This is a genomic window from Streptomyces griseorubiginosus, from assembly GCF_017614965.1.
In the GTDB taxonomy this organism is placed as follows: domain Bacteria; phylum Actinomycetota; class Actinomycetes; order Streptomycetales; family Streptomycetaceae; genus Streptomyces; species Streptomyces griseorubiginosus_B.
On the sequence record NZ_WVUG01000582.1, the window covers coordinates 1 to 2,111 of the forward strand.

Here is a 2,111-nt window from a genome sequence, read left to right on the forward strand (position 1 = left end):
GGGTGAAGGGGGTGCGGACGAACTCCCGCCACAGGGTGGGGACTTCCCCGGGGACTTGGCCGGGGAGTTGGCCGGGGACTTGGCCGACGGTCGTCCGGGGCGCCGCGAGCGCCGGTGTGGCGGTGATCGCCGCGGCCGCCACCGCCGTGGTTCCGGCGAGGAGACTCCGTCTGGTCATGCCGTGGTGCGCGGTGCTCATTCCGTACGTCCTTCCATGCGGCTCTTCATGGATGTGAACGACGTTCAGATCTGCGTCAGGCGTGAGCATGCCACGGCAGCCCGCAAGCCCGGAAGGGGCGTGCGAAGGTTATTAGGTACGGACCTGAAATTCAGTCAGCGGGGCGCTGGGTCAGGTGCGTGAACGCGTCGAGATTGCGCGTCGATTCGCCCCGGGACACCCGCCAGGCGTACTCCTTGCGGATCGCCGAGGCGAAACCGAGCTCCAGGAGCGTGTTGAAGCTGCCGTCCGCCGCCTCAAGTACCTGGCCGAGCAGACGGTCGATCTCCTCCGGGGTGACCGCGGAGAGGGGGAGTTTCGCGGTGACGTAGATGTCGCCGAGGTGGTCCACCGCGTAACTCACGCCGTACAGCTTGAGGTTGCGTTCCAGGAGCCAGCGGTGGACTCCGGGCTCGTTCTCGTCGGGGTGGCGGATGACGAAGGCGTTGACGGAGAGGGAGTGGCGGCCGACAAGAAGGGAGACCGTCGTCTTCAGCTTGCGGGTGCCGGGGAGTTGGGCCACGTAGTTGCCGGGGGCGGGGCTCTCCCACTCGACCTCGGCGTCCTTCAGCGCCTCCTCGACGATCTGCCTCACCTTCGCTTCGTCAGCCATGCTGCGAGCGTACGCGACGGCGGTGCGTCTGCATCGCGGCCGTGTAGACGTCCGCCGTCGCGGCGGCCGCGGTGTCCCAGCCGAAGCACTGGGCGTGGTCGGCCGCCGCCGCGCCCATGCGGGGGGTGAGCGTGGGGTCGTCGGCGAAGGCGCGGAGCACGCGCGCGTAGTCGGCGGGGTTGTGGCCTCGTACGAGGAAACCGGTCTCCTCGTTCCGGACGGCCACCGGGAGTCCGCCCACCGCTGCCGCGAGCACCGGGGTGCCGGCCGCCTGCGCCTCTATGGCCACCAGCCCGAAGGACTCGCTGTACGACGGCATGACGAGCACGGACGCGGCCCGGAACCAGTCCGCCAGCTGCTCCTGGCCGACCGGCGGGCGGAACCGTACGACGTCCGCGATGCCCAGGCGGGCGGCGAGCTTCTGCAGGCCCTCCGGCTTGGCGAGGCCGCTGCCGCTGGGGCCGCCGACGACGGGTACGACGATGCGGGAGCGGAGGTCGGGGCGCTCGTCGAGGAGCGTCGCCACCGCGCGGAGGAGGATGTCCGGCGCCTTGAGGGGCTGGATGCGGCCGGCGAAGAGCGGGATCAGGGCGTCCTGGGGGAGGTCGAGGCGGGCCCTTGCCGCGGCTCGGCCGTCCGCCGGGCGGAAGCGGTCGAGGTTGACGCCGGGGTGGACGACCGCGACCTTGGCGGGGTCGGCGCTGTAGTGGTGGATCAGCTCGGTCGCCTCTTCGGCGGTGTTCGCGATCAGGCGGTCGGCGGCGTCCACGATCTGGGTCTCGCCGATGACCCTGGCCGCGGGTTCGGGGGTGTCGCCGTCGGCGAGGTTGGCGTTCTTGACCTTGGCCATGGTGTGCATGGCGTGCACGAGGGGGACGCCCCAGCGCTGGGCCGCGAGCCAGCCGACGTGGCCGGAGAGCCAGTAGTGGGAGTGGACGAGGTCGTAGTGGCCGGGGCGGTGGCCGGCCCATGCCTGCATCACACCGTGCGTGAAGGCGCAGAGCTGGGCGGGGAGGTCCTCCTTGGCCAGGCCCTCGTAGGGGCCGGCGTCGACGTGGCGGACCAGTACGCCGGGGGCCAGCTCGACCGTGGGCGGGAGGGCGGCGGCGGTGGCTCGGGTGAAGATCTCCACCTCGATGTTGATGGCCGCGAGGCGCTGGGCGAGTTCGACGATGTAGACGTTCATGCCGCCCGCGTCGCCGGTGCCGGGCTGGTGGAGCGGGGAGGTGTGGACCGAGAGCATGGCGACGCGGCGGGGGCGGCGGTGGAGCCTCAGGCGGG

Annotated in this window: 2 protein-coding genes and 1 pseudogene; all 3 read right to left on the reverse strand. The window is 71.5% G+C overall.

From position 1 onward, the window contains the following. Positions 1-199 (reverse strand): annotated as a pseudogene (locus tag GRC12_RS43875) (hypothetical protein); the annotation flags it as partial. Positions 200-329: 130 nt separating this feature from the next. Next, complete coding sequence (locus GRC12_RS43880; RefSeq protein WP_208786010.1) at positions 330-830, reverse strand: YbjN domain-containing protein; 501 nt, start codon at positions 828-830, stop codon at positions 330-332. Further along, positions 823-2,111, reverse strand: a 1,289-nt coding sequence (mshA, locus tag GRC12_RS43885; protein WP_244374682.1) for a D-inositol-3-phosphate glycosyltransferase, incomplete at its 5' end; no start/stop codon positions are given. The genes mshA and GRC12_RS43880, both read right to left, overlap by 8 nt.

What these genes read in the sequence shown, in the direction of transcription:
- GRC12_RS43880 (WP_208786010.1), bottom strand. Translation starts at nt 830, where the DNA reads ATGGCTGACGAAGCGAAGGTGAGGCAGATCGTCGAGGAGGCGCTGAAG.